The sequence below is a fragment of the Pseudobdellovibrionaceae bacterium genome, from assembly GCA_019637875.1.
Lineage (GTDB): Bacteria > Bdellovibrionota > Bdellovibrionia > Bdellovibrionales > Bdellovibrionaceae > JAHBUW01.
On the sequence record JAHBUW010000017.1, the window covers coordinates 15653 to 32678 of the forward strand.

19 protein-coding genes are annotated in these 17026 nt (G+C 58.7%); 9 read left to right on the plus strand and 10 right to left on the minus strand.

Annotated features, from left to right (window positions below):
* Window positions 1–112: 112 nt before the first annotated feature.
* Window positions 113–781, minus strand: a complete 669-nt coding sequence (locus KF767_17240; GenBank protein ID MBX3019636.1) for a site-2 protease family protein — start codon at window positions 779–781, stop codon at window positions 113–115.
* Window positions 782–921: 140 nt separating this feature from the next.
* On the opposite strand from KF767_17240, the gene KF767_17245 reads away from it, so the two are divergent.
* The 4 genes from KF767_17245 to KF767_17260 all read left to right on the plus strand — a co-directional run bounded on the left by KF767_17245 (window position 922) and on the right by KF767_17260 (window position 4516).
* Entirely contained in the window at window positions 922–2082 is a 1161-nt protein-coding gene (locus tag KF767_17245; GenBank protein MBX3019637.1) for an acyl-CoA dehydrogenase, read from the plus strand.
* Window positions 2079–3602: a hypothetical protein gene (locus KF767_17250; GenBank protein MBX3019638.1), complete on the plus strand. Its 1524-nt coding sequence runs from the start codon at window positions 2079–2081 to the stop codon at window positions 3600–3602. The genes KF767_17245 and KF767_17250 overlap by 4 nt, the downstream gene beginning before the upstream one ends.
* Before the next feature lie 94 nt (window positions 3603–3696).
* Entirely contained in the window at window positions 3697–3906 is a 210-nt protein-coding gene (locus KF767_17255) for a hypothetical protein (protein MBX3019639.1), read from the plus strand.
* 202 nt (window positions 3907–4108) lie between these two features.
* The gene (locus KF767_17260) at window positions 4109–4516 is read left to right on the plus strand and encodes a 6-carboxytetrahydropterin synthase (GenBank protein MBX3019640.1); all 408 of its coding nucleotides are present in this window, start codon (window positions 4109–4111) and stop codon (window positions 4514–4516) included.
* A 97-nt stretch (window positions 4517–4613) separates the two neighbouring features.
* Here the strand turns inward: KF767_17260 and KF767_17265 are convergent, their stop codons facing one another.
* The 3 genes from KF767_17265 to KF767_17275 all read right to left on the minus strand — a co-directional run bounded on the left by KF767_17265 (window position 4614) and on the right by KF767_17275 (window position 6738).
* Complete coding sequence (locus KF767_17265; protein MBX3019641.1) at window positions 4614–6134, minus strand: transglycosylase SLT domain-containing protein; 1521 nt, start codon at window positions 6132–6134, stop codon at window positions 4614–4616.
* An 81-nt stretch (window positions 6135–6215) separates the two neighbouring features.
* A complete protein-coding gene (locus KF767_17270) occupies window positions 6216–6509 on the minus strand; it encodes a hypothetical protein (GenBank protein ID MBX3019642.1) in 294 nt (97 codons plus the stop codon).
* Window positions 6502–6738 (minus strand): helix-turn-helix transcriptional regulator, encoded by a 237-nt coding sequence (locus tag KF767_17275; protein ID MBX3019643.1) that lies wholly within the window; start codon window positions 6736–6738, stop codon window positions 6502–6504. The genes KF767_17270 and KF767_17275 overlap by 8 nt, the downstream gene beginning before the upstream one ends.
* A 103-nt stretch (window positions 6739–6841) precedes the next feature.
* On the opposite strand from KF767_17275, the gene lepB reads away from it, so the two are divergent.
* Complete coding sequence (gene lepB / locus KF767_17280) at window positions 6842–7408, plus strand: signal peptidase I (GenBank protein ID MBX3019644.1); 567 nt, start codon at window positions 6842–6844, stop codon at window positions 7406–7408.
* A 12-nt stretch (window positions 7409–7420) separates the two neighbouring features.
* Here lepB and KF767_17285 read toward each other — a convergent pair whose 3' ends face one another.
* Window positions 7421–8188 (minus strand): hypothetical protein, encoded by a 768-nt coding sequence (locus tag KF767_17285; protein MBX3019645.1) that lies wholly within the window; start codon window positions 8186–8188, stop codon window positions 7421–7423.
* Window positions 8189–8265: 77 nt separating this feature from the next.
* Between KF767_17285 and KF767_17290 the strand changes: the two genes are divergently transcribed.
* The gene (locus KF767_17290; GenBank protein MBX3019646.1) at window positions 8266–8997 is read left to right on the plus strand and encodes an rRNA pseudouridine synthase; all 732 of its coding nucleotides are present in this window, start codon (window positions 8266–8268) and stop codon (window positions 8995–8997) included.
* 7 nt (window positions 8998–9004) lie between these two features.
* Here the strand turns inward: KF767_17290 and KF767_17295 are convergent, their stop codons facing one another.
* The gene (locus KF767_17295; protein MBX3019647.1) at window positions 9005–9772 is read right to left on the minus strand and encodes a DUF455 family protein; all 768 of its coding nucleotides are present in this window, start codon (window positions 9770–9772) and stop codon (window positions 9005–9007) included.
* A 113-nt stretch (window positions 9773–9885) separates the two neighbouring features.
* Between KF767_17295 and KF767_17300 the strand changes: the two genes are divergently transcribed.
* From KF767_17300 to KF767_17310, 3 genes are all read left to right on the plus strand, one after another.
* The gene (locus KF767_17300) at window positions 9886–10581 is read left to right on the plus strand and encodes a YebC/PmpR family DNA-binding transcriptional regulator (GenBank protein ID MBX3019648.1); all 696 of its coding nucleotides are present in this window, start codon (window positions 9886–9888) and stop codon (window positions 10579–10581) included.
* 10 nt (window positions 10582–10591) lie between these two features.
* The gene (locus KF767_17305) at window positions 10592–11038 is read left to right on the plus strand and encodes a SufE family protein (GenBank protein ID MBX3019649.1); all 447 of its coding nucleotides are present in this window, start codon (window positions 10592–10594) and stop codon (window positions 11036–11038) included.
* Window positions 11039–11381: 343 nt separating this feature from the next.
* Window positions 11382–12170, plus strand: a complete 789-nt coding sequence (locus KF767_17310) for a DUF222 domain-containing protein (protein ID MBX3019650.1) — start codon at window positions 11382–11384, stop codon at window positions 12168–12170.
* A gap of 147 nt (window positions 12171–12317) precedes the next feature.
* On the opposite strand, the gene KF767_17315 is transcribed toward KF767_17310, so the two are convergent.
* The 4 genes from KF767_17315 to purH are packed head-to-tail and all read right to left on the minus strand — an operon-like array spanning window position 12318 to window position 17021.
* The gene (locus KF767_17315; GenBank protein ID MBX3019651.1) at window positions 12318–12830 is read right to left on the minus strand and encodes a serine acetyltransferase; all 513 of its coding nucleotides are present in this window, start codon (window positions 12828–12830) and stop codon (window positions 12318–12320) included.
* The gene (locus tag KF767_17320; GenBank protein MBX3019652.1) at window positions 12827–13555 is read right to left on the minus strand and encodes a hypothetical protein; all 729 of its coding nucleotides are present in this window, start codon (window positions 13553–13555) and stop codon (window positions 12827–12829) included. The genes KF767_17315 and KF767_17320 overlap by 4 nt, the downstream gene beginning before the upstream one ends.
* Window positions 13542–15461 carry a hypothetical protein gene (locus tag KF767_17325; protein ID MBX3019653.1) on the minus strand — a complete coding sequence of 640 codons (1920 nt, stop codon included), beginning with the start codon at window positions 15459–15461 and terminating at the stop codon, window positions 13542–13544. The genes KF767_17320 and KF767_17325 overlap by 14 nt, the downstream gene beginning before the upstream one ends.
* A 36-nt stretch (window positions 15462–15497) precedes the next feature.
* Complete coding sequence (gene purH / locus KF767_17330; protein ID MBX3019654.1) at window positions 15498–17021, minus strand: bifunctional phosphoribosylaminoimidazolecarboxamide formyltransferase/IMP cyclohydrolase; 1524 nt, start codon at window positions 17019–17021, stop codon at window positions 15498–15500.
* Between the last annotated feature and the right edge of the window lie 5 nt (window positions 17022–17026).

Here is a 17026-nt window from a genome sequence, read left to right on the forward strand (position 1 = left end):
TCGCCCAGCAGGGGCAGACCCTCGGCCAGCCCGCTTTGCAAACCAGCGCCGAGCGGATGCGCCAACAGCTCCGCCTTTTCGTGGAAGCGCTGACCCTCACGGGACCGAAAACTTAAAGGAGACTCTGTGCGATCTGCATCAGCAGGTTGAAGGCCCCGAACACCGGGATCGCCAGATATTTCAACGCGCCCATGATGATGAGAGCGAGAAGCAGCATTCCCGTCACCTGCTCGTACTGCTCCAGCGTGCTGTTCCACGAGGCCGGCAGGAAGCGCGCCAGGATTTTTCCTCCATCCAAAGGATGAAGCGGAAGCGCGTTGAAGATCGCCAGAAACAGATTCGTCAGAATGAACTGCTGTAGCAGGGTGCGCGCCGCCGGAAAATAAGGCGTCGTGACCAGACTCATCGCCGCGAAAACCAGCACGGCCGTGCCGACGAGGGCCAGCAGCACGTTCGACATCGGTCCCGCCAGCGCGATCCAAAACATGTCGGCGCGCGGGCTTTTCAGGTTCCGGGGATTCACCGGGACCGGCTTCGCCCAGCCGAAGAACGGCATGTTGTAACCCATCGTATTGAGCACCACGATCATCAGCGGCAGCGCGACGGTTCCGACCATGTCCATGTGCGGAAAAGGACTCAGGGTCAGCCGCCCCATCATCTCGGCCGTGTTGTCGCCCCGGAGCTTCGCGACGAAAGCGTGCGCGAATTCATGAAAGCACAAACTGAACAGCAGGATGACGAAAAAGCTGATCAGGTTCCGGGCAAGTTCGAGCAAATCGATGGACATACTCCGAGAGTAAAGAATGGAGCTTCCCCCGTCAAAGCCGGGCGTGGGCGCTCGTTTCAATAGCTGCGTCTTGTCAATTGCGGGTCGCGAACAATTGTGGCACGTTCAGGCCTCTTCAAAAATCAGAGGTAACCATGACTGAAAATGCTCGCCCCGCTTTGACCACTTTTTCCTCGGACGAACAGGCCTTCCGTGAAGCCGTTCGTGATTTCGCGGAAAGCGAAATCAAACCCCTGGTCCTGAAAATGGACGAAGAACAGCAGATGGACAAAAATCTCATCGGCAAACTCTTCGAGATGGGCCTGATGGGCGTCGAGAACCCTGAAAAATACGGCGGCACCGGATCGAGTTTCACCATGGCTTGCGTCGCCGTCGAGGAACTCGCGCGCGTCGATGGCTCGGTCAGCGTGATGATGGACGTGCAAAACACGCTCTGCACGAACGCGTTTCTGAAGTGGGGAAACGAAGCGATCAAAGACAAGTACCTGCCCAAACTCGCGAAAGACTGGGTCGGCGCCTACGCGCTGTCGGAGTCTTCGTCGGGCTCGGACGCTTTCGCGCTGAAGCTGCGCGCGGAGCAAAAAGGCGACAAATACGTTTTGAACGGCTCGAAGCTCTGGATCACGAACGGCAATGAAGCTTCGCTCTTCATCGTGTTCGCGAATATCGATCCTTCGAAAGGTTACAAAGGCATCACGGCTTTCGTCGTCGAGAAAGGCTTCCCCGGCTTCAAGGTCGGCAAAAAAGAGGACAAACTCGGCATCCGCGCGTCGTCGACCTGCGAACTTCTGTTCGAGAACTGCGAAGTCCCCGCGGCGAACGTCCTCGGCGAAGTCGGCAAAGGCTACAAGATCGCCATCGAAACCCTGAACGAAGGCCGCATCGGCATCGGCGCGCAAATGCTCGGCATCGCGCAGGGCGCGTACGAAGCGGCGCTCGGCTACGTGAAGACCCGCGAGCAGTTCGGTAAACCGATCGCGCAATTCCAAGCCGTGCAATTCCAACTCGCCGAAATGCGCGTCTCGCTCGAAGCGGCGCGCCTTCTGGTTTACAACGCTGCCCGTTTGAAAGATGCGGGCGAGGATTTCATCGAGCCCGCGGCCATGGCGAAACTCTACGCCTCGCGCGCGGCCGAAAAGATCACCTCGACCGCGATCGACCTGTTCGGTGGCAACGGTTTCACCCGCGAATACCCGGTCGAAAAATTCTGGCGTGACGCGAAGATCGGTCAGATCTACGAAGGCACGACCAACATGCAGCTCAACACCATCGCCAAGATGGAACTCGATCGTTGAGTCGACGGACGCGGCTCGCGCTTTTACTGATCGGCGGCGCTCTCTGGGGCGCCGTCGCGGCTCACGCCCAGACGCCGCCCCCCGCCCCCACGGTTTTTCGCTTCCATCTCTTTAAAGAACCCGATTCCATTTCTCCGTTCGAGCAGCGGAACTCCAATGCGGGTTACCTGCACGCGCAGCTTCAGGCCCCGCTCCTGCGTTGGCAGAAGGGCGCGCTGCAACCCGGGACCTCGACCGGCTGCCGATTCACGAAAAGCACCGAGGTTCGCTGCGGACTGCGCCGTGAGCTGAAGTTCAGCGACGGCTCCGCGGTGACGCCGGCCGATTGGCGCGCGCACTTCGAGAAGATCTTCGACTCGAGGACGAAAGTGCGCTGGGCCGCGGATCTTTTCGACGTGAAAGGCGCGGAGGAGCGTTTTCGCGGCGAAAACGTTCCCCTTGGCGTGCGCGCCGGCAAAGACGAGATCATTTTCGAACTCAAACGCCCCAACCGTGAATTCCTGTACCGGCTGACGTCGCCGAACCTCGTGCCGTTTCGCTCCACCGAAACCGGTAAGTCGCCGCACGCGCAGTTCGTCGGGACCGGCGCTTATCGTTTGAAGGCCTGGCGCCCCGGCGTGAAGTTCGAGCTCGAGAAGAACCCCTTCAGTTTCGAAGGTCATGCTGAGCGCCCCTCTTTGGAGATCTTGTTCGTCGCCGAGGACAGCGTCGCGCTCAAGATGTACCAAAGCGGCGAACTGCAATTTCTGCGGCGGCTGCCGACGGCCTTCATCGAGCAGGCCCGCGGCAAGCCCGACTACTTTGAAATCGACCAAATCCGCTTCGACTACTTCGGCTTCACCAAAAGTTTCCGCGAGAAAAGCGAGAACCGCGTTTTGCAAGAGGCGATGGCGCTCGCTTTTCCGTACGAGGAAATGCGCGCGCTTTACAACGCCAAGCCCCGCCCGGGTTGCTTCGGCCTGCCCTCGGTTTTGACCGCGGGACCGGTGTGTTTCGACGAAAATCCCGCGCGCGCCCGCGAGCTTTTGCGGGATCGCAAGGTCGCCCCCATCCCGGCGCTCTTTTCGCAATCCGTGGACGATCATCGCCGCGCGCTGGAGTGGCTGCAGCTTCAACTGGAAAAGCGCGCGGGGTTGAAGATTCGCTTGGACGGTCGCGAAACGAAGGTTTTCCTGGACCGCCTGGACGCGCGCGACGCGAGTTTTTTCCGCCGTGGCGTCGCTCCGGACCGCCCGACCTGCGCGGCCGTGCTCGAGAACTTCCTTCCCGGCGCCGCCGAGAACTACCTCGACCTCGATGCGAAATACCTGATCGAAGGCGTCGATCGTCTTCTGCAAGAGAAGTCCGAAACAAAAAAGGCGAAGCTTTGCCGGGAGATCCTCGAAAAACTTCGCGCGGATTACGTCATGATCCCCACGGGCCCGATTTTCTTTTCGATTCTGGCGCGCCCCGAATTCACGGGTTGGGACCTGAACGAGCTCAATCAATTGGATTTAAAGGACCTGCACGTTTCGAAGTGAAACGCCGTTTGACCAAGACCTCGACGTTTCCCGAAACATTTCAGACCGAAGTCGAGTCTCCGATAAGAAGACAACTCTTTTGGAGGTCTCTCACATGTCTAAGACTCAAAATCCCAATGCCGGCGGTCCCGGTAACGAACATCAGTGTCGCTGCGAAGACTGCAAGAAAAAGCCTGAAGTTGCTGGATTCTGCCAAGAGCACTTCGCTTGGTTCAAGTGGGGTCTGATCACGATGGAAGGTCAAAAAGCCCGCGACTTCGACAAGAAGTACCACGGCTTCCTGCAGGCGAAGAAGACCGCGTAAGCGGTCGCCCGGGATCGGAGGACCGTGAACGCGGCCCTCCCTCGCTAGATGACGCCTCCGAGAACGAGGCCGAACGCGAGACCGATCAAAAATGAACGCACGTAAAAAGCCGTCATGGGTTCCATGTCGGCTTTTTTTCGTTGGGGCATCAGGGCCGAACGTCGGGCTGGACGAAGCGGAGCTCATCTCCTAGGCTGGGGCCATGCCGCGTTTTTTCCATCGCGAAGAGATTCGTTTCACCGCCGCCCACCGCTACGAGCAAGCCCGCTTCAGCGATGAAGAGAACGCGCTGACCTTCGGTCCTTGCTACAATCCCGATGGCCACGGTCACGACTACCGGTTAGTTGCAGAGGTCGAACTGCGGGACGCGGGAGATCGCGCCAGCATCCACGCGCTTCAAGAAGCCCTCTGGCAAATCCACGAGCTGGTCGATCATCGCCATCTCAATCACCACCTCCCACGCTTCCAAAGCGCAAAGGTCGTCCCGACGACAGAAAACCTAAGCCAGTTCCTTTTCGATGAATTAAAAACCCGCGCGCCCCAAACCCAACTCACCTGGCTCCGCCTCTACGAACGCCCGGACCTCTACTCCGAACTCCGGACACCGTAAGGTACCACGTACCGCGTGCGGTAGATGGTACCTTTCGGAGGGTACCATCTACCTCTCGGAAAGTAGCAGGTACCTTCCGGAAGGTAGATGCTACTTCCTACTGGACGCGGAGGAGTTGGCCGACGTGGAGGACGTCGCGGCGGAGGCGGTTTTTGGTTTTGATGTCGGCGATGGAGACGCCGTATTTGCGGGAGATGAGGTTGAGGTTTTCGCCGCGTTTTACGCGGTGGGTGACCGAGCGGCCGGCGGGAGACGCGAGTTTGCGGTTCGCGACGGTGCCGGGGATGTTTTTGGAGCGCGCGAGGATCTCGCGGGCGCGGCCGACATCCGAGCCCTCTTCGCGCACGGGGCCGCGAGCGACCGCATCGCCGGTCACGCGCAGGCGCTGACCTTTATGGATCTTGCCTGAGCGCGGAAGGCCATTGGACTTGATCAACTGCGCGACCGACATATTGTACTTGCGGGCGATGAGGCTCAAGTTCTCGCCGCGTTTCACGACGTGAATCGAAGGTGACGCATCTTCGGTCGCCGCCATCGCCACGCGCACGTTCGCGCGGAAAACGTGGCGCGCGATATTCGCGCGACGCGACTGCACCAGCGCGACTTGATTCGTGGGGACCCACACTTCGTAGGAGCGGTGATTGATCGGCGTGTGACCCTTCAGCAAGTGCGGATTCGCCGCTTGCAGAAGATCCAGGCTAAGCCCCGTCTCTTGCGCGATCGAAGCCAGACGCACCGGCGAGGAGACTTCCGCCGCATCGAGGTCCGGCATGGTTTCGCCCTGGGGCGTGCGGAAGCCGTAACGTTTGTAGTCGCGGGCGATGATCATCGCGGCGAGCATTTTGGGAACGTAGTTGGCGGTCTCGGTGGGCAGCACGCGCTTTTTACCGAGCTCCCAGAAATCGCGGCTTTTCCCGCGGAAGACGGCGTTCATGATGCGGGTTTCACCGGCGTTGTACGCGGCCATCGCCAAGTGCCACGAGCCGAAGACGTTGTGCAGATCCTTCAGATAGCGCGCGGCCGCCTCGGTTGCGCGAATCGGATCGCGGCGCTCGTCGACTTGCACGCCGACCTCCAGCCCGTAACGTTTGCCGGTCGCGGGCATGAACTGCCACACGCCTTTGGCCTTCGCGGTCGAGTTCGCGTGGGTATTGAAACCGCTTTCGATCATCGCCAGGTAGTACAGCTCGGCGGGAAGTTCGTTGTCTTCCAGGGTCGACTCGATGAGTTCGCGGTACTTCTCGCCGCGATCCATGAACCGCTGGAAGCGCTCTTTGTCGCGAACGGCGAAGTATTGAATCCACTTCTGCACGAGCTCGTTGTTTTCAGGCTTGATGCTCATGATGGAGGAGCGGACCTGCTCTTTGGATTCGCCGCCTTCGTGGCCGCCGATGTTTTCGATGGGCGTCGATTCTTCGGCGACGTTTTCGGCCGCGGCGTGACTGAGCGCTTCGGCGTTGAACGCCAGATTGTCGCTTTCGACGGTGGCGGCAGGCTGGACCAGCAGTTGCGGCGCCTTGCGCACCCGGCGACCCGACCGTTGTTGCGAGTCGAGTTGAGTCGACGCGCAACCCGAAACCAAAAGGCAAACCAGAGCGAAGAGCAGCTGTTTTTTCATAGTGGATCCAGTCTAGCGGTCCCCGACCCGAGCATGAAATTGATTCCCCAACTCGACCGCGAAAGTCCACTTTGGTCGAGGCTAGTAACGACGCCGGTAGTAGAGTTTTGCCCCGATTTCTCCCAGCATGTGCGCGACCACGGTCATCAAAAGAGGATAGACCGCCGGCACCGCCGGAAAATAAAAGACACCAAACGCCGCCAGCGTGAGCGCGGCCAACGTCAATTTGTGCACGAGCGTCTGTGCCCGCAGCTGGATCATCTCTTCGCGCTCATCCTGCACGCGCTTCGAATCGAAAAAACCGAAAGCGAAATACAGAAGAACGATCAACAGAACGACCGACGCGAGCGGAGACTGCAGTACGGATTCAAGCATGGCCCTGTCCTTTGCGCGGAAAACTCAGCGGCACGTCTTCAAGTTGAAAGAGGTCATCGACACGCACGCCGAGCGCGCGGGCGAGCTTCAGCGCAAGCTCCACGCTCGGCACGAACTTCCCCGCTTCGATCGAATGAATCGTCTGCCGGGAGCACCCGACCTTGTCCGCAAGATCCTGCTGGGTCAGATCCCCATTCATCACGCGGTAGCCTTTCAATCGATTCGTCATATCCCCTCGATGTCCGTTTCTCTTGACTGAATGTCTTCTATACTTTACAAAATGTCTAGAGGGAACGACAATACTTATGTTTCAATATAAAGCGAGGACATCGATGAAAACGTGGATTCTCGAGAACAAGGGCTTTCTACTTGGACTGGTGCTTCTGTTCGTCACGCGGATGAGTTTCGCCGACCATTACCGCGTGCCCTCGGGGTCCATGGAACCCACCATCCAAATCGGCGACCATCTTTTCGTGAATAAACTCGCTTACGATCTGAAACTCCCCCTGCTGGACACGCCGCTGCTCGCAATGAACGCGCCCACTCGCGGCGATGTCGTGGTCTTCGCCTTCCCGCAAGATCCCTCACAGACCTACGTGAAACGCCTTGTGGGACTTCCCGGAGACGTCATTCAGGTGCGCCGCGGACAAGTTCGCATCAACGGCCAAGAGCTGCCCGAAGTCCGCTCCCCGCTTCCCAGTTGGGATCCCCGTCTGGATGGAGATTGGATCGTTCCCGAGGGGGAGTACTTCATGATGGGCGATCATCGCGACAACTCTTCGGATAGCCGCGATTGGGGTTTCGTGAAACGCGCCCAACTGAAAGGGCGCGCCGAATTTCTGCTGTGGAACGCGCAGTGGAGCGGAGTTTCCCTCGCGCGTTTCGGCGACGGTCTTTAGACCTCTTGCCCTTTAGTACTTATAGACGACGACGCCGTCTTGATCTTTGAACTTCGACCCGTCCTTCGCTTTCACTTGGATGCGACCTTTCATTTCAAGCAGGCGCGAACCGTCCTCGTTGAAACGGAATTCGATCGGATTCACGAGCGCCGCGATGATGAAACTCGACGGTTTCATTTTCAAGAGCGTCGTCTTCGCCCCGTCCTTGTCCTCGTCTTTCATTTTGCTGACCTGAAAACCGACGGTTTCCATCCGTTCCCAGACGCCGTAACGGAAGGAGACGGTTTTACCGGCCTGCAAATCCGCCCACTTCGAATGAACGTAACGCTGAAAATTCCCCGAGACGACGAAATCGCCCTTCACGTTTTCATCCGAGGTCTTGGTTTTGCCATCTTCGGTTTTCGAGAAGGTCGCCTTTTTACCGTCGAAGGTGATGACGCCTTTACCGCCCGTTTGGTTTTGGTCGATCTCGACTTTCACGACTTGGCCGTTCTCGGATTTCAGCGTCGCGCGCTCTTCCACCAGAACTTTGCCCGTGCCCGCCTCGGTGAAGCGCGCGACGTATTGATTTTGCCCGTCCGTATCGGTGCCTTCCACTTTGAAGTCCGCCAGCTTCGCCTTTTTGTCGAGGTCGAAGACCTCGGCACCATAATTCAGGGCCGGCTGAGCCCACGCCCCCAGCGGCAGCGCGATCAGAAGGAGGGCCGCCAAGCCCCGCGCGGTCGAGGTGAAAAGGCCGGTCAAGACGGGGGACTTTTGTGTCATTTTCATAGCTTTCATCGATCGAATCCTTTCGTCTGAAGTCGTTGAAGCCTCTCTATTGACATCCCGACCCATTCACGGTGTCAAGGAAGGGTATGGATAAAGTGCGCCTCTCGAAAATCATGTCGGAACGCGGCCTTTGCTCGCGCCGCGAAGCCGATGCCTGGATCGAAAAAGGTTGGGTCTTCGTCAACGGAGAACAGATCAAGGAACTGGGCACGCGCATCGATCCCGACGCCCGCATCGAGATCTCGGAACACGCCCGTCGCGAACAACAGCGCCTGATCACGGTGATCCTGAATAAACCCGTGGGCTGGGTCTCGGCGCAACCCGAGGGCCACTACCGTCCCGCCATCGAACTTCTGGAAGTGCAGAACTACGGCGGAGAAGGCGTCCCCCGCGTCCCGAACCCCCGCGGCCTTAAAAACCTCGCGGTCGCGGGCCGACTCGACATCGACTCGCAGGGCCTTTTGATTTTCACTCAAGACGGACGCATCGCCAAACAGCTCATCGAAAAAGACTCCGGCACCGAGAAGGAATACCTCGTGCGCGTGAGTGGGGAAAAACACCCCGATCAAATTCGCATGCTGACGAACGGCTCGCTGGAGCTTGACGGTCAGCGCCTGAAACGCGCCCGCGCGGAGTGGATCAACGAAGATCAGCTGAAGATCGTGCTGACCGAAGGGAAGAAACGTCAGGTGCGCCGCATGTGCGAACTCGTCGGACTTCAGGTGCGCGCGCTCAAACGCGTGCGGATCGGCCAACTCCGTTTGGGAAAACTTCCCGAAGGCCAGTGGCGTTTTCTGGACGACGGCGAAGAGTTTTAACCAGCGCCTACTTCTCGGGCTTGAAACGAACCCAAGAGTCCCGCTGCTCCACCAAAAAATCGATCTCGTCTTCCGAGAATCCCGCCTGACGGCGCAGATCGCGCTGGATATGTTCGATCCGGCGAGGCATCTGCGGCAGAAGCTTCGCGAAACGCGTTTTAAAATCGTGAGTCGGATCCAGCTTCCGCTCCACGCAGAAGCGCTGGTACCAGCGGCTACCGAAAGCGACGTGATCGAGCTCTTCGCGCGCGATGCGCTCGAGCGTCGCGTGCGCGGAGGAGCGCGGCACCGCCGACATCCGTCGGATCAAGGTTTCACCCGCATCCAGCCCGTTCCCCTCCAGATACCGGTGCACGATCAAGATCCGATCCAAAATCGAATCCTCCGCGCGCACCGCCGCCCACAGTCCGATGTGCACCGGATACTCGCCCCATTCGCCGCCCAGCTCTTGGAGGGAATTAAGACACATCTCGAAATGTTGGCTTTCGCTTTCCAGAAGCCCCATCAGCTCATCGCGAAAGGCTTTGTCCGCGTCGGGATATTCGATGAGGCTGCGGTAGCAGAGCTCCATGGCCTGAAGTTCGATATTGGCGAGATCATGCAGCATCCGGCGCTGCCCGGCATTCGTCGAAAGGCCCGCCCGCTCCGGCATCTCTTTGGCGTTAACGATGCGGACGTCCCGCGCGGGAAGCTCTGGAACGGCGCCCCCTTCCGGGATTTGTTTTAAGCCTCGCACGAAGGCGAGTTTGTCGCGGGCTGCCGCAAGATGAAGCATACGGGGTGAAACTTAACCCCCTTTGCCCTCTGTGGCAAACTCCGGGAGCCGGGCGTTGCCAGAGGTGCGCACACGGGTCTAAACTGACTCCCTCAAAATCAGCAGGAGAGTCTATGGGTAAGTCCTGGAAAAACGCCGGTAAAACCGCGAATGCGGCTAAAAAGGGAGCCATCTTCACCAAACTTGCGCGGGAGATCCAAGTCTCCGCAAAAGCCGGCGGTCCTGACCCATCCATGAACGCCCGCCTGCGGATGGCCATCGACGCCGCCCGCAAAGCCTCTTGCCCCAACGACACCATTGAACGCGCGATCAAAAAAGGCTCGGGACAACTTGAGGGCCAAGTCATCGAAGAGATCGTCTACGAAGGCTACGGCCCCCACGGCGTCGGCATCTTGGTGGAAACCCAAACCGACAACCGCAACCGCACCGCGCCCGATATGCGCTCGCTCTTCAAAAAAGGCGGCGGCGCACTGGGTGAGATGAACTCGGTCGCGTGGATGTTCGAACGCGTCTCTTTGATCGAAGGCACCAAAGAAGGCAGCTTCGATCCCGAAGAGGAGGCCATCGAGGCCGGCGCGAACGAGGTCGAAAAAACCGACGAAGGTTATTCCTTCTACGGCGACATGGAAAACATGGACGCGATCAAGCAGGCATTGACCGCGCGCGGATGGAAAGTGGAAACCGCCGAGCTCTCGTTCAAAGCGAAGAACAAAACGACACTGACCCCCGAACAAATGGAAGAGGTCGCGGATCTGTTGTCGGAAATCGACGACCACGACGACACTCACCGCGTTCACGCGACGCTGTAACGTTCAAATCATGATCACGGATTTCGAAACCCGCAAATTGAAGCTGATCGAAGACTTCAAGGCTCTCCCGGACTGGGAGAGCCGCTACAAAAAGATCATCGCCTTAGGAAAGGCGTGGCCCGATCTTCCCGAAAATATGAAAACCGAAGAGGCCAAGGTGAAGGGCTGCCAGAGCCAGGTGTGGCTTCACGCCCGACGCGCAGCCGATGGCGGCGTCGAATTCCAGGGCGATAGCGACGCTTTTCTGGTGAAGGGCCTGGTCGCTTTGCTGCTGGGTCTTTATTCGGGACTTGCGCCGGAAGTGATTCTTAAAAATCCGCCGGAGTTTTTGAAAGAGCTCGGTTTTGAATCCAACCTCAGCCCCTCGCGGGCGAACGGTCTGAACTCCATGATCAAACAGATGAAGACCTTCGCCATGGCCTTCTGGATGATGGACCAAGCGTCCGGCAAGAAGTGATTTTGCTTCATTCAAATTTCTGCCGGACCGAGGTCCCTCTTCCGGATCGGAAGTGAGGGGAAACCTCACCCCGAGAAGGAGAGGTTTCAAAGCTGCGACATGACGAAATCGTTTTCCTTGACGGGGTTTCGCGCCTCTTTCGAGAGCGCATGGGATGAGAGATTTCCGGATACAAGGCCGGACACACCTTCGCAAAATCGAGCGCACACGGAGCCGTGATGGGAGCTTCACGGGGGACTTTTCACCTTGTTCGGTCACAGAGACGTTTCGCAAAAAGCCTCGAAATCGTGTTTTAAAAACCCGTGATACACAGATCCTGTCTTGTCGCAGAAAGGATCTGTTTATGAATCTCGCGAATCTCACCGACGTCAATCTTCTGGCTCGTTTCGTAAAACTCGTGCGCACCGAACGCAAGATCACGCACTTAGTGCTTGAATGCATTCTCGAGATCGACCGTCGCAAGCTCTATCTCGACCAAGCCTACCCGAATCTTTTTGAGTACCTCACCCAAGCCCACGGCTATTCGGCGGGATCGGCCCAGCGACGGATCTCGGCCGCGCGGCTTCTGGGGGAAATCCCTGAAGTCGCTTTGAAGATCGAAGAGGGACGGATCAATCTGTCCCAGATCGCGCTCGCCGCACAGACCATCAAAGCAGCCGAAAAGCGGTTCGCGGCGAAGATGGAGGGCGAAGCGAAACTTGAGCTTCTCGAAAAGTTGGAAAGCAAAAATTTCTCCGAAACTCAACGGATCCTAAGCCAAGAGCTCAAGGTGGACATTCCCTTTTCTGACCGCCCCCAGCATCACGGCGACGGCTCGGTGACGATCACGATGACGCTGTCCCGCGAGCAGTATGCGGACTGGTTGCGGGTCGCGGAACTCACATCGCATATCACATCCGGAGGCAAGGCTTCGGAGCTCGCGGCTTACCTCGCGAAAAAGGAGATCGCTCGTCGCACGAAGATTCGGGGTGAGACTCTCACGAAACTCAAAACGGAACCCGCGGCAAATCCTGCCTCGAACTCGCAAAACACTTCTCCAAGCTGCGGGATGCTGCTTCCGCGATCCCCGAACCGGGAAAATCTGTGGGTCACGTCGCTATATACAGATCGATCACACTCACCCCGTCAGTGACGGTGGGACCCGCGCGCCGGAAAATCTGCGCGTGCTTTGTGGTCCCCACAACCGGCATGTGTTCGCGCGGCCACTTCAGAATCACTGACCCCGGAGGAACCGGGGATCGAGAAGTCGGAACTCATATCCCGTCAGGGAAGAGCTCCCCTACAGAATATGCATAGGATTGCCGACGGCGGTTTTGCCGGGCGGGACGTCTTTGGTGACGACCGCGTTCGCGCCCACGCGGCAATCGTCGCCGAGGACTACCGGGCCCAAGACCTTCGCCCCCGCGCCGATCAAGACGCGGTGACCGACCGTCGGGTGGCGTTTCACGGGATCGAACTTGAGCCCCCCCAAAGTGACTCCGTGAAAAAGGATGCAGTCGTCGCCGACCTCGGCGGTTTCGCCGATGACGAGTCCCATACCGTGGTCGATCACGACGCGGCGACCGAGCTTCGCGCCCGGATGGATTTCGATGCCCGTCAACCAGCGGCTGAGCTCACCGAAAAAACGCGCGGGAAAGTACCAATGATGGCGGTAGAAAAAATTGGCGATCCGGTGAAAGAAGATGGCTTTCGGCCCGGGATACAGAAGCAAAATCTCGAAGTCCGACTTCGCCGCCGGATCGTAGCTACGGTAGGCGCGCACGAGCTCGCGGATGTTGGCGAAAAAACTCATTCGGTGGCCCCGCTCGCGGACTGGCAAGAGTACTGGGGTTTGGTCGAATCGAAGAACTTCACTTGGGTCACCGTGGTCGCATCTCCGTCGCTCCAGCTGAACAGAAAGTGACCGCCGAGCGCGCTGACGTGCAGGTCACGGGTCGTATTAAAAGGCAGGCCCGTGCCCTGTCCACCCGACTTCACCAGCTTCGTGATTTTGGTGAAGCTTTTGCAGCCCCCGCCGAAGATGCGATCATCGACTTTGCGTTTACGCGCCTTGGACAAATGAAATCCTTCGAAAGTGGGATTGTCCGTCCCTCCCGTTTCGAACTTCACGAAGAAGGTGCCGGGATTTCCGGTCGTCACTTCGCTCAAGTCGATCTGGCCCCCGCCTTTGGGGAATTGGTATTCGATGACGGGTTGTTTCAAAACGCCGGGATTTTTTTCGGAAAGGCGCACGGTCAGCTCATGGAACAAAACCGAAGAGCCTTGCACTTCGTCTTCTTGCCCTTCGACACTGGCCTTCACTTCTTTGATTTGGCTATGGCTTAAAAGCTGATCCCATAGCGAGGGCGGCAGTTGAAAATCCGAAGGGACCTCTTTGACGACGACGACTTTCGCCGCCGGTCCCGCCGGTGCCGCAGTGGTCGCGGGCGTTTCGGCGTGAGGCGCCGCCGCGGGGTCCGAGGCCCAAGCGAGGCACGCGAAACTCAAAATGCCGACGATGAGTTTAGTACTTCTCATCCATCTCCCGGAATTCCATCAGCGGCGCGTAGTTCGAAGCGAAACGGTAGCCTTGATTGACCGCCTTCTCTTGCAGCGCGAGTTTCGAAAGGCCGTTCGCCGCCAACGCGAGCCCGTAATAGGCGCGGGGCTCGCCGCGGTCGATCGCGATGTAGTCCTGCCACGTCCGCTCGGCGCCGGGCCAATCGTTCCGCTGCTCTTGCACCATCGCCTTCACCCACAGGATCGAAAGTTCGTCCTGGAAGGTGTATTTCAAAGCGGCGTCGCCGACTTCGTTCAGACGTTTGTTTTCGAGGTAGATCATGAAACGCGCGCCGGTCACGAGGTTCACGCCCGGAGATTTCGCCATGGCCGCGTTGATTTCGGTCAACGCGCCCACGCCGTCGGTCGGCGCGATGCAAAGCGCGTAAGCCGCCTGCACCAGCGAATCCGAGCGGTTCCCCAGCTGATTGCACAAAGGACGAATCGCCGTGCGCCACTCGAAGGCGCCCCAGAAGAGCAGCGGGTTTTTCATGTAGCGTGCCGACTCGAAGGGGCTGGTTTGCACGAGCTCTTTCAAGTGATTCATGTACTCGTCGGTTTTTCCCAAACGGCGCGCCAGCAGGGAACGCACGAGCATGCGTTCAAAACGCAGCTCGCGACCGCAGTCGACGTTCGCTTCGCCATTCAAGGACTTCAAACACGAGCTGTCCGCGCCCCGCGAAATCCCGGTGTCGCCGCTTCCGGCATCCCGCGCGTATTCGTCGAGCGTCTTATTGCTGCGAAGCGAGCGCGACAGGGGTTGCATCCCGCGCGTGAAGTTTTCCAGCTCGGTGTACGCGCTTTGCTGGACAAGCTCGCCGCCCTTTTCCGCGCCGAAACCCAATGCGACCAGGCCGCGCAGCAGTTGGAAGTAAGCGATATTTTGCTGAATCAGTCCCGAGCTGCGCTCGCGGTTGGAAACATCGTTGGGTTTCGACTTTTCCGAGTCATGATCCGACATCAGTTTGGACGCTTTCGCCAGCATCCGTCCCTTCCATGCCGCCGCGGCCAAGTTCAAAAGGCCCTTCTCGTCGTGGGGGTTTTTCGCGACGACCGCCTCGAAATGACGAACGGCTTCGGGGAAGTTGTCCAGTTTGGTTTGCACCAAACCTTGCAGCATCTCGACCGAGACGTCGGCGCCGCCGACGCCTTCTTGCGCGAGCTCATCCACGGTTTTCTTCAGCTCGATGGGATTGCCGGGCTCTTGCGACAGCAGAAGCTTCGCTTTCAGGAGTTTCTCTTCGGGAGATAAACCCTTGGCGACCTCGATCTCTTGCACGGTACGGATCGCGAGCGCGAAATCGCCGCGTTTCGCCCGGTCGGTCGCGAACTTCACCTTTTCGGCCGCGACCACGTTCGACATTCCGCTGCCCGCTTGCATCTTGTAATAGACGCCGGCACCGACGAGGGCCAACGCCCCCAGGCCATAAAGGACGTTGCGCCACTGGCTGGTTTGCTTTTGCAGTTGCTGCTGAACTTTTTGATCGCTGAGGACGCCGAAGGACTTCGCGCCGCTGGCCGAAGGCGTGACGTTTTTCTCGACCGCCGCGATGGACTTCATCTGGGGCTGGGCGGTCGCGGTCGGATTCGGCGTCAGTTCGGCCTCTTCCATGATGCGTTCGGTGACGGAAGAGGTCACGGTACGGCCGCTGGTGACGAAGGTCGACTGGGTGTTTTCCATCCCGCTGGACTGTTCGTCGCGGATCTGGCGGACCACCGGCATCAAAAGGGGATGTTCGCGCAGGAAGGTCCACCGCGTTTGCGGCTCACGAACCTCATCGAGGACCGAAAAGGTCTTCGCGCGCATCGCCTCCACGATATTTTCGATCGTCATGGGGCCGATGATCCGGCCCGAACTTTTTACGATCCACTTCGCTTCTGACATAACATCCCTGTCCGATCAGCGCGTACGTCATCCCCGTCAGTGACGGAAATGCCGCCGTCCCGTGATCACCAAATTCACTTTTAAGTCGCGGGCCGCTTGAAAGACGTCCTGGTCTTTCACGGAGCCCCCGGGTTGAATCACCCAGCGGATTCCCGCCTGGGCCAGTTTTTCAATCGAGTCCGGAAACGGGAAGAACGCGTCGCTCGCCAGCACCGGCGTTCCTTTGCCCGCGTGATGCGTCCGCATGCGCTCGATCGCTTGCGCGACGGCGTCCACCCGGTTCACTTGTCCCATGCCGAGGCCCAGCGTCTGCCCTTGCGAGACGATCGCGATCGCGTTCGACTTCAAAGACGCGCAGACCTTTTCGGCGAAGATCAGATCCCGCAAAATCTCGGGCGAGGGCTGCTCGCCCAGGAACTGCCAACCGTCGGTGCCCATCTGCAAGTTGTCCGCGCTCTGCACCAGAAAACCGCCCGCCACCGACTTCAGCTCGAAGAAACGTTTCGCCTTGAAGATCTGGGGCCACGACAGCAGACGCAGGTTCTTTTTGGTTTTGAAGATCTCGAGCGCTTCGGGCGCGAACGACGGCGCGACGATGCACTCCAGGAACAGGTTTTTCAGCAGATCCGCTTCGAGCGCGGTCACCTGACCGCCCAAAGCGACGATGCCGCCAAAGGCGCTGACGGGATCGGCGTCGAGCGCGCGCTTCAACCCCTCGGTCAAAGTGTCGCCGGTCCCCGCGCCGCAGGGATTGTTGTGTTTCACGACGACGGCGGATTTCTCGTCCAAGTTCTGGAGCAGGAAGCTCGCGGCGTCCAGATCGAGGATGTTGTTATACGAAAGGGTCTTGCCTTGCAGGATTTCGGCGGTGTGCAGGCCTTCGATATCGCCCGAGAACTGATACCAAGTCGCGCGCTGTTGCGGATTTTCACCGTAACGTAGATCCTGAACCTTCGTTCCGCCGAACGAGGTTTCGTCACCCCAGAACGCCCCCATATAATGGGAAATCAACGAGTCGTAGCGCGCGCAGTGGGCGAAAGCCTTGGCCGCAAGGATACGACGATCTTCGTCAGTCACTTTTTCTTTCGCCGCAAGCCACTGGTAATCGCGGGGATCACTGACGACCGAGATGCGCTGAAAGCTCTTCGCGGCGGCGCGGATCATCGAAGGGCCGCCGACGTCGATCTTTTCGATCATGTCGGCGTCGGACAAATTCGCGCCCTTCCATTTTTCGATGAGGGTCTTTTCGAACGGATACAGATTCACGATCACGAGGTCGAAGGCGTCGATGCCGTTTTGCTTCAGCACCGCCAGGTCTTCCGGAATGTCGCGGGCCAAGAGCCCCATGTGGACTTTCGGATGGAGCGTCTTCACGCGACCGTTCATGACCTCGGGGAAACCCGTTTGTTCGGAGACGTCGACGACCTTCAGTCCCGCTTGTTTCAGGTGCTGGGCGGTCCCGCCCGTCGAAACGATGCGCAGACCTTGTTCGGCCAAAGGCTTCAGGAATTCGACCAGGCCCGTTTTATCCGAGACACTGACGAGGGCGTTTTTGAACATGGTGG

Coding starts and splice junctions, on each gene's coding strand:
- lepB (MBX3019644.1), top strand. CDS start 6,842: ATGAAAACGTGGATTCTCGAGAACAAGGGCTTTCTACTTGGACTGGTG.
- KF767_17310 (MBX3019650.1), top strand. CDS start 11,382: ATGAATCTCGCGAATCTCACCGACGTCAATCTTCTGGCTCGTTTCGTA.
- KF767_17305 (MBX3019649.1), top strand. CDS start 10,592: ATGATCACGGATTTCGAAACCCGCAAATTGAAGCTGATCGAAGACTTC.
- KF767_17270 (MBX3019642.1), bottom strand. CDS start 6,509: ATGCTTGAATCCGTACTGCAGTCTCCGCTCGCGTCGGTCGTTCTGTTG.
- KF767_17255 (MBX3019639.1), top strand. CDS start 3,697: ATGTCTAAGACTCAAAATCCCAATGCCGGCGGTCCCGGTAACGAACAT.
- KF767_17320 (MBX3019652.1), bottom strand. CDS start 13,555: ATGAGAAGTACTAAACTCATCGTCGGCATTTTGAGTTTCGCGTGCCTC.
- KF767_17315 (MBX3019651.1), bottom strand. CDS start 12,830: ATGAGTTTTTTCGCCAACATCCGCGAGCTCGTGCGCGCCTACCGTAGC.
- KF767_17260 (MBX3019640.1), top strand. CDS start 4,109: ATGCCGCGTTTTTTCCATCGCGAAGAGATTCGTTTCACCGCCGCCCAC.
- KF767_17285 (MBX3019645.1), bottom strand. CDS start 8,188: ATGAAAGCTATGAAAATGACACAAAAGTCCCCCGTCTTGACCGGCCTT.
- purH (MBX3019654.1), bottom strand. CDS start 17,021: ATGTTCAAAAACGCCCTCGTCAGTGTCTCGGATAAAACGGGCCTGGTC.
- KF767_17300 (MBX3019648.1), top strand. CDS start 9,886: ATGGGTAAGTCCTGGAAAAACGCCGGTAAAACCGCGAATGCGGCTAAA.
- KF767_17295 (MBX3019647.1), bottom strand. CDS start 9,772: ATGCTTCATCTTGCGGCAGCCCGCGACAAACTCGCCTTCGTGCGAGGC.
- KF767_17265 (MBX3019641.1), bottom strand. CDS start 6,134: ATGAAAAAACAGCTGCTCTTCGCTCTGGTTTGCCTTTTGGTTTCGGGT.
- KF767_17275 (MBX3019643.1), bottom strand. CDS start 6,738: ATGACGAATCGATTGAAAGGCTACCGCGTGATGAATGGGGATCTGACC.
- KF767_17245 (MBX3019637.1), top strand. CDS start 922: ATGACTGAAAATGCTCGCCCCGCTTTGACCACTTTTTCCTCGGACGAA.
- KF767_17325 (MBX3019653.1), bottom strand. CDS start 15,461: ATGTCAGAAGCGAAGTGGATCGTAAAAAGTTCGGGCCGGATCATCGGC.
- KF767_17290 (MBX3019646.1), top strand. CDS start 8,266: ATGGATAAAGTGCGCCTCTCGAAAATCATGTCGGAACGCGGCCTTTGC.